The sequence below is a fragment of the Bacillus sp. FSL R5-0416 genome (genome assembly GCF_037975425.1).
In the GTDB taxonomy this organism is placed as follows: Bacteria; Bacillota; Bacilli; order Bacillales; family Bacillaceae; genus Bacillus; species Bacillus subtilis.
On sequence record NZ_CP150252.1, the window covers coordinates 3,143,726 to 3,152,500 of the forward strand.

At 44.3% G+C, this 8,775-nt stretch carries 5 protein-coding genes and 7 tRNA genes (1 of these 12 running past the window's edge); all 12 read right to left on the reverse strand.

All coding sequences use genetic code 11. From position 1 onward, the window contains the following. Positions 1 to 17 precede the first annotated feature (17 nt). Positions 18 to 2,414: a glycogen phosphorylase GlgP gene (glgP, locus tag NYE20_RS16775; protein ID WP_032722378.1), complete on the reverse strand. Its 2,397-nt coding sequence runs from the start codon at positions 2,412 to 2,414 to the stop codon at positions 18 to 20. Further along, complete coding sequence (glgA, locus tag NYE20_RS16780; protein ID WP_021480379.1) at positions 2,401 to 3,855, reverse strand: glycogen synthase GlgA; 1,455 nt, start codon at positions 3,853 to 3,855, stop codon at positions 2,401 to 2,403. The genes glgP and glgA overlap by 14 nt, the downstream gene beginning before the upstream one ends. Further along, the gene (glgD, locus tag NYE20_RS16785) at positions 3,852 to 4,883 is read right to left on the reverse strand and encodes a glucose-1-phosphate adenylyltransferase subunit GlgD (RefSeq protein ID WP_021480380.1); all 1,032 of its coding nucleotides are present in this window, start codon (positions 4,881 to 4,883) and stop codon (positions 3,852 to 3,854) included. The genes glgA and glgD overlap by 4 nt, the downstream gene beginning before the upstream one ends. A 23-nt stretch (positions 4,884 to 4,906) precedes the next feature. Beyond that, positions 4,907 to 6,049 (reverse strand): glucose-1-phosphate adenylyltransferase, encoded by a 1,143-nt coding sequence (locus NYE20_RS16790; RefSeq protein ID WP_003229018.1) that lies wholly within the window; start codon positions 6,047 to 6,049, stop codon positions 4,907 to 4,909. Further along, positions 6,046 to 7,929 (reverse strand): 1,4-alpha-glucan branching enzyme, encoded by a 1,884-nt coding sequence (glgB, locus tag NYE20_RS16795; protein ID WP_249852254.1) that lies wholly within the window; start codon positions 7,927 to 7,929, stop codon positions 6,046 to 6,048. Before glgB ends, NYE20_RS16790 begins: the two co-directional genes overlap by 4 nt. Positions 7,930 to 8,161: 232 nt before the next feature. Next, positions 8,162 to 8,233, reverse strand: a tRNA-Glu gene (locus NYE20_RS16800). 25 nt (positions 8,234 to 8,258) lie between these two features. After that, positions 8,259 to 8,349: transfer RNA gene (locus NYE20_RS16805), tRNA-Ser, on the reverse strand. Positions 8,350 to 8,352: 3 nt separating this feature from the next. Beyond that, positions 8,353 to 8,427: transfer RNA gene (locus NYE20_RS16810), tRNA-Asn, on the reverse strand. Positions 8,428 to 8,437: 10 nt separating this feature from the next. Beyond that, positions 8,438 to 8,514 (reverse strand) — tRNA-Ile (locus NYE20_RS16815). Positions 8,515 to 8,529: 15 nt separating this feature from the next. Then, positions 8,530 to 8,603 (reverse strand) — tRNA-Gly (locus NYE20_RS16820). A 10-nt stretch (positions 8,604 to 8,613) separates the two neighbouring features. Beyond that, positions 8,614 to 8,689: transfer RNA gene (locus tag NYE20_RS16825), tRNA-His, on the reverse strand. Positions 8,690 to 8,706: 17 nt separating this feature from the next. Continuing rightward, positions 8,707 to 8,775, reverse strand: a tRNA-Phe gene (locus tag NYE20_RS16830) (it continues 7 nt past the right edge of the window).

Below are 8,775 nucleotides of genomic sequence, written 5' to 3' on the forward strand. Positions count from 1 at the left end.
CTTATACAGCGGCTTTTTCACATCATCGGCTTGATGCCCCAAATGTCCTTCGCATATTCCCGGATCGTGCGGTCGCTGGAGAAATATCCTGAATGAGCAATGTTTACAATCGAACGCTCAGACCATTTCCTTCGCTCTCGATAATCAGCTTGAATTCGCTCCTGCGCATCTGCATATGAGCTGAAATCCTTCAGCACAAAATACTCATCATTATGCGGAAGCAGCGAGTCAAAGATCGATTCAAATTCATCTGCTTCTCCTTCAAAAAAACCATTGATCAGCTGATCCGCTACCTGCCTGATTCTTCTGTCATGCTGATAATATTCCCTCGATCTATAGCCGCCGTTTTCCTGATACGATAGAACCTCATCCGCCTTTAAGCCGAACGTGTAAATACAGTCAGGGCCCACCCGCTCAAGGATCTCGATATTTGCTCCGTCATGCGTGCCGATCGTCAAAGCCCCGTTCATCATAAACTTCATATTCCCTGTACCAGACGCTTCCTTGCTTGCGGTTGAAATTTGCTCACTTACGTCTGATGCCGGAAAAATTCGCTCAGCCATAGAAACTCTATAATTTTCTAAAAAAACAACTTTGATCAGCTGTTTGACCGCCGGATCATAATTGACTTTTTCTGCGACAGAATGGATCAGCTTAATGATTTTCTTGGCATAATAATAGCTTGGTGAAGCCTTTGCCCCGAAAATAAAGGTTTGCGGGTAGATTGAAAACCCCGAATCCTCCTTGAGGCGGTTATACAAATACATAATGTGAAGAACATTCAGCAGCTGCCGTTTATATGCATGAAGCCGTTTCACCTGTACGTCGAATATGCTCTCAGGGTTCACAACCACCCCGGCCGTGCAAAAAATCAAATCGGCAAGCTCTTGTTTTTTCTTGCTTTTGTTGTTTTGAAACTGTTCAATAAATGCAGGATCAGTGGCGTACGGTTCTAAACGGATCAGTGATTCCGGCTGTTTGACCCATTCATCGCCGATCGCCTCTGTAATGATGGCAGACAAGCCTGGATTCGCTTTTAACAGCCAGCGCCTGTGGGCAATTCCATTCGTCTTATTGTTAAAACGATTCGGAAACAGCAAGTGAAAGTCGCGCATCTCCCTTTCCTTTAATATATCGGAATGTATTTTTGCAACGCCATTTACACTGTAGCTGCCTACTATGGCCAGATGAGCCATTTTGACAACACCATGCGCTGTAATCGCCATGTTCTCTATCCTTTTCCAGTCTCCCGGATACTTTTCCCAAACTGCGCGGCAAAACCTCTCATTGATCTCTTCAATAATCATGTACATTCGCGGGAGCAGCGGCTTAAACAAATGAATCGGCCATTTCTCGAGCGCTTCTGACAATGTTGTATGATTTGTATAAGAAATCGTATGTACAGTGATATGCCAAGCTTCTTCCCAGCCCATGTTCTCTTCATCGAGCAAAATCCGCATCAGCTCAGGCACCGCAAGCGCAGGGTGAGTGTCATTAATATGAATGCTCACTTTTTTATGCAGGCCGGATAAAGATTTATGTGTTTTACGGTAATTGTTCACAATGCTTTTTAAGCTTGCGCATACTAAAAAATACTGCTGCTTCAGCCGTAAAATTTTCCCCTCATCATGGGTGTCATCGGGATATAAGAATTCAGAAACCGCTTCTGTTTCCCGCTTATAAGACAAAATATTACCGCCGTGATAATGCGCATAGGGCTCGGCGTTCCAAAGCCTTAACGTGTTGACAGTGCCCGTTTCATAGCCGATGATCGGTATATCATAAGGAACAGCGGTAACAATTGTCGCTTGTTCGTGGCGAAAATGCAGGCGCCCGCTTTTTTCTGTCATATGGACTTCGCCCCAAAACGGCACGTCCACTGCTTGATCCGCATTCCTTACTTCCCATACGTTCCCGTTTTTCAGCCATTGCTCAGGCAGCTCCACCTGATGCCCGTCTACAATTTTTTGCTCAAACAAACCATGCTTATAACGTATGCCCATGCCGTGCCCAGGCAGGTTCAACGAAGCAAGCGAATCTAAAAAGCAAGCGGCCAAGCGGCCAAGTCCGCCATTGCCGAGACCTGCATCGTTCTCTATCTGAAGGATCTCCTCTAAATTGATGCCGATTTCCTTTAAACCAGCTTCTACAACATCACGAACACCAAGATTCATTAAGTTTTGCTCAAGGAGCTGACCGAGCAGAAATTCGATTGATAAATAATATGTCTGCTTCCCGGAATTTGATCTGCTTTTTTCATTCGTTTCGATCCAATCAGCGCTGATATACTCTCTGACCATATTGCCCAACGTTTTATATTGATCCAGCTTGGCAGAATCTTTAAAGCTTTTTCCGCACGTCATTTCCAGACGCTTTAAAAATAAGTCTGCAAAGCGTTCTTTACTCGAGAACATCCCGTCCACTCCTTGTCACCTGCTCGAAAATACGCTGATACTCTTTAGCCGACTTCCCCCAGCTGTAATCTGCATTCATAGCGGTCTTCACGATGCTCTTCCATACATCCTGTTGGCGATAAAACGACAGTGCCCTTTCTATCGTAAATTTCAGATCATGCGCATTAAAGGCGGAAAACGTAAAGCCATTGCCCGTTCCCTCTTCCTCCTGATAGGCACGGACAGTGTCGTAAAGACCGCCCGTTTCCCTGACAATCGGAATGGCGCCATATTGAAGAGCAATGAGCTGCCCCAAACCGCACGGCTCAAATTTCGACGGCATCAAAAACATATCAGAGCCCGCATAAATTTGATGGGCTAGCGGCTCATCAAACCCGATATAAGCCCGGCACTTCTCATGAAAAGCAAATTCTGCATACCGGAAATAATCTTCAAATTCACGTTCTCCTGTGCCCAGCACAACCAGCTGTATGTCTTGCTCCTCAAGAAGTTCGTGCATAATTCTGCGGACAAGATCAAGCCCCTTTTGTTTAGTGAGCCTTGTCACCATACTGATCAGCGGAATATCGTTTTTCTCTGGAAGCCCCATCCGCCGCTGAAGCTTCGTTTTGTTTTCCAACTTGCATGCAAGATCCCCTGAATCGTATTGCGCCTCTATATAAGGATCGCTTTTCGGCTGATAGAACGTATCATCAATGCCATTTAATATGCCGGTTACATCATCTTCCCTATATTGCAAAACCTGTTCCAACTGCTCACCATAATACGGCGTCATGATTTCATTTCTGTAAGTGGGGCTCACAGTTGTCACATGATCAGCCGCAATGATGCCCGCCTTCATAAAATTAACAAATCCGTTGCATTCTAACCTTTCATAATGAAAATGATCCATCTCAAGACCCAGCAAGTCATGTGTGACATCAGGAGGGAATATGCCTTGAAACTGCAGGTTGTGGATCGTGAGCACGCTTTTCATCCGTTCATAAAAAGGATGTTTTCTGTACTCCTCTTTCAGCAAATAATTGACCATCGCTGTATGCCAATCGTGAGTATGAACAATATCGGCTTGAACATTCACAACTTTGGCAGCCTCCAGCACAGCTCTTGAAAAAAAGGCAAACCGCTCACCGTCATCATAATGCCCGTACAACGAATCCCTGTTGAAATAGTACTCATTGTCGATGAAGTAATAATTCACATCATCTTCGTCCATATGTTCAATTCCGCAATATTGCTGACGCCAGCCGACAGCTACGGTGCACTCAGCCTTTTTCTTCATACGCTTTTTCCACGGCTCAGGTATTTGGCTGTACTTCGGCAGCATCACATATACTTCATTGCCTAATCGCGCAAGCGCCTTCGGAAGAGCGCCTGCTACATCGGCAAGACCTCCTGATTTAACAAATGGGGTGCATTCAGACACAGCAAATAATATCTTCAAGAATTCATCAGCTCTCCTTGCACCAAACCTTTTCTTAATACAAGCGGCTGGTCAGCTGTTCCAGCAGCTTCCGTCGCCTTGCCGATTTTAACGTCCTTATCCGAAATGACCTGCTCAAGAAGACAATCCTCGCCAATCTGCGTTTTTTGCATAATAATACAGTTTTTCAGCTTCGTACCCTTTCCGACATGGACCGCCCTGAACAAAATGCAGTTTTCAACCTCTCCTTCAAGCACACAGCCGTTTGCCACCAAAGAATTTTTGACAGTGCTGTGTTTTCCGTATTTCGTCGGCGGTTCATCCTTCACTTTTGTGTAGATAGGCTGCTGCGGCAAAAACACCTGCTGCCAAAAACGGGGCTGAATGAGTTCCATACTGTGGGTATAATATTTTTCCACCGAATCAATAACTGCGGCATAACCTGAATATTCATAAGGGCAAATGGTCAGAGCGGAAGCTTCCTTTTCAACAGCCTCCTGAATGGTTTTATAGCCTTTTTCACTATGTCCGTAGATCAAATCTTTTAAAAGTGTTGTAGACATGATATAAATTTGCAGCGACTGGCCGTCCTGAAATACCTCGGTGACATCGCAGCCAACCTCCTGATGGCGTTTCAGCACATATTGAAATTGAATGTTGCATACGGTATGGCTGTTGGAGATTACAGCATATTGCTGAGTGCTTCTGTGGAAGTAATCTAGATGGTCCGAAAACTGGCGAAAGGAACCGAATTCATCGTATTCGTGATGAAGATGGGGAGACGGGAAAAAAAAGAGGCCGTCCTTTTTCCGGTGCAAATCCCATTCCTTACCCGCCCCAAGGTGATCCATGAGCGAACGGTAACGATACTTCGGAAAAATTGCAACACTCCTAATATCCGCATTCACCATGTTGGAAAGCATAAAATCAATCAGTCGGTACCTGCCGGCAAAAGGGATCGCCCCGAGCGACCGCTGTGCTGTTAAATCCTGAAGAGAATGCTTATATGTGGTTTCATCTATAACACCTAACATTTGATTATTGAACACTGACTCTGCCCCCTCTTCAGTAATTAAATCAATTCTTTTTCTACAAATTCCTCTGAAACGAGCAGCACCTCTTCAATGTCTTTTTCGGAGCGAATCACTGCGCCATCCGGCAGCACCATCCCATTAGGAACAATGGCATTTTCAATGACTACATGCTCCCCAATCGTCACATCCGGCATTATGACGGATGATGTAACAGTCGTATGCTTACCGACAGTCACACCTTGAAAAAGAACTGAGTGAGACACATTTCCATATACAACACAACCTTCGTTCACAAGCGAATCTTGAACCTGCGCATCAGATGAAATAAATTGCGGAGGCTGATTTGGATTGACGGAGTAAATTTTCCATTTGCGTTCAAACAGCTTCAGCTCCGAGTCCTCTTTTAACAAATCCATATTAGCTTCCCACAAGCTCTGCACCGTTCCGACATCCTTCCAATATCCCTTGAACGGATAAGCAGAAAGCTTCTTTTTCTCTTCCAAAAGCAGAGGAATAATGTCTTTGCCGAAGTCGTGGCTAGAATAAGGGTTTTGATCGTCCATCTCAAGATACTGTTTCAAAAGCGGCCAATTGAATATATAAATTCCCATTGAGGCAAGATTGCTCTTAGGGAATTTGGGCTTTTCATCAAAATGTGTGATCGTCCCATCTGGATTGGCCTTCATGATGCCGAATCGGCTTGCTTCCTCCCAGCCCACTTCGATGACAGAGATGGTCACATCTGCTTTCTTTTCAATGTGATAATCAAGCATTTTGCCGTAGTCCATCTTGTATATGTGATCTCCTGATAAAATCAGTACATACTCAGGATCATACTGATTCAAATAATTGAGATTTTCATAAATGGCGCTTGCCGTCCCTTTATACCATTTGACTTCTGATGACTCGGCATAAGGGGGTAAAACCGTCACGCCGCCATTATATCTATCCAGGTCCCATGCACTGCCGATCCCAATATAGGAATTCAGCTCAAGCGGCTGATATTGCGTTAAAATCCCGACTGTGTCTATGCCTGAATTAGAACAGTTGCTTAGGGTAAAATCAATAATCCTGTATTTTCCCCCGAAAGATACAGCCGGTTTGGCCATATTTTTTGTTAATCCGCTGAGACGGCTGCCCTTCCCGCCGGCAAGGAGCATGGCTACACATTGTTTTTTCATCTTTTTATCTCTCCTCTTTTTTTAACCGCCCGTAAAATCGAGATGCCGTAAGGGGGGATGGTCATCGTGATATAACACGGTTTATGATGAAGTGCTCCCTTTTTAGCCGATAACGGCTTTTTGTTGATTTGCCCTGAGCCTCCATATGTTTCACTGTCACTGTTAAGCACTTCAATGTATTGAGTAAAAAAAGGAACTCCAACATCATATTGATGATAGACCACGGGTGTAAAATTACAAATGATGACAAGCGCCTCACCGTGCTTTTTGCCATAACGAATAAAAGAAAAGATTGATTGTTCGTCATTATGGACATCAATCCATTCAAACGATTGTGCACGATGGTCATGCTCATAAAGGATTTTGCTTTTTTGGTAAAAGCGGAGAAGATCTTGCGTAAAAACGCTGGCTTTCTGATGCATGGGGAAGGAGTCCAAAAACCAATCAAGCTGTTCTGTATCTTTCCATTCATCAAATTGGGCAAACTCTGATCCCATAAAGATCAATTTCTTTCCGGGATGCACTGTCATGTAGCCCAGCAAAAGCCGATACTGGGCAAATTTCTGCCAGTAGTCGCCAGGCATTTTATTAAGAAGTGATTTTTTTCCGTATACGACTTCATCATGAGAAAACGGCAATACAAAATGTTCACTAAACGCATATAGTAATGAAAAAGAGATAAGCTGATGACAATGCCGCCTTTCTTCGGGCGGCGTCTCCATGTATTTCAGTACGTCATTCATCCATCCCATATTCCATTTATAATGAAAACCAAGCCCCCCTTCCTCAACGGCACCTGTCACTTGAGGCCATTCTGTAGAATCTTCTGCAATCATCATCACATGGGGATATGTCTCTCTCATGGTTTGATTGAGTTTTTTTAAAAAATCAACAGCATATGGATTCGTGTGGCGTTCATCCTGATTTGGCCAATACAGGATATTAGCCACTGCATCAACCCTAAATCCATCTATATGATAGAATTCCGCCCAGTACAACGCATTCGAAATTAAAAAACTATGAACTTCCGGTTTCCCCAGGTCAAAGTTTGCCGTGCCCCATAACCAGTTCTCCCGATCACGTTCTTCTTTGTATTCATAAAGCGGCTCTCCATCAAACATATAGAGTCCATGTGCATCTTTACAAAAATGTCCGGGGACCCAATCCAAAATGACTCCGATATTTTGTTGATGACATTCATCAACAAACTTCATCAGATCATGCGGCGTGCCAAACCTGCTTGTCGGGCTGTAATACCCCGTTCCTTGGTACCCCCATGAACGATCATATGGATGCTCATACACCGGAAGCAGTTCAATATGGGTAAACCCATGCTCCTTGATATAAGGGATAAGCGTCTGACTTAATTCTTTATAGGAATAATGCCTGCCATCAGAATGCTTCTTCCAAGACCCAAGATGCAGTTCATAAATGAAAACAGGTTTTTCATACAGCGTCTTAGCCTTCTGTTTCTTTTGCCATTTTTGATCTTGCCAGCTGTACCCTTCCAAATCGTAAGTAAGTGACGCTGTGTTTGGTCTGACTTCTGAATAAATAGCGTATGGATCTGCCTTCAGCCTGATCTCACCGTTATTCGTCACGATTTCATATTTATATCGTTCCTTTTCTCCTATACTTGGAATAAATAACGTCCAAATGCCATTATCATTCACTCTGTGCATCACATGCTCTTCTCCAGACCAGCTGTTAAAATCTCCAGCCACTCGTACTTCCGACGCATGAGGCGCCCACACACAGAATTCATATCCGCTTTTGCCATTCAGCTCGCGGTAATGCGAGCCAAACAGCTGATAGCTTTTAAACAGACTGCCTTCGTGAAAAAGATAAACATCATGTGCTGTCGGGCTGGCAGCGGCCATGTAATCATCCTTTCTGACATCATAGTTTTCATTTATAGTATTTATTCGAAGAAATAAAAAAAAGCCCTTTCCTGAAAGCGCTTATACTTATAGACAATTAACTTCATTTTCTGAAGAAAAACGAAATATATGGAGATTTTTGTAGTCTGTTTTTAAAATAAAGAACAAAATCTAAGACATATCATGATTTATAAAAACAAAAAAACCTTGCAGGATATGCAAGGCTTCTGAATGACCCGTACGGGATTCGAACCCGTGTTACCGCCGTGAAAGGGCGGTGTCTTAACCGCTTGACCAACGGGCCGATAATTATGATATCTGTAATCATATGGCGGAGAAGGAGGGATTTGAACCCTCGCGCCGCTTACACGACCTACACCCTTAGCAGGGGCGCCTCTTCAGCCACTTGAGTACTTCTCCATTTGGCTCCACAGGCAGGATTCGAACCTGCGACCGATCGGTTAACAGCCGATAGCTCTACCACTGAGCTACTGTGGAACAAAAGTCATGGTGGGCCTGAATGGACTCGAACCATCGACCTCACGCTTATCAGGCGTGCGCTCTAACCAGCTGAGCTACAGGCCCATGACGACATAGAAATGGAGCGGGTGATGGGAATCGAACCCACGACATCAGCTTGGAAGGCTGAGGTTTTACCACTAAACTACACCCGCAATTTTTATTTGGGGCGATTGATGGGAATCGAACCCACGAATGCCAGAGCCACAATCTGGTGCGTTAACCACTTCGCCACAACCGCCAAAATATATTGATAAATGGTGGCTCGGGACGGAATCGAACCGCCGACACACGGATTTTCAGTCCGTTGCTCTACCAACTGAGCTA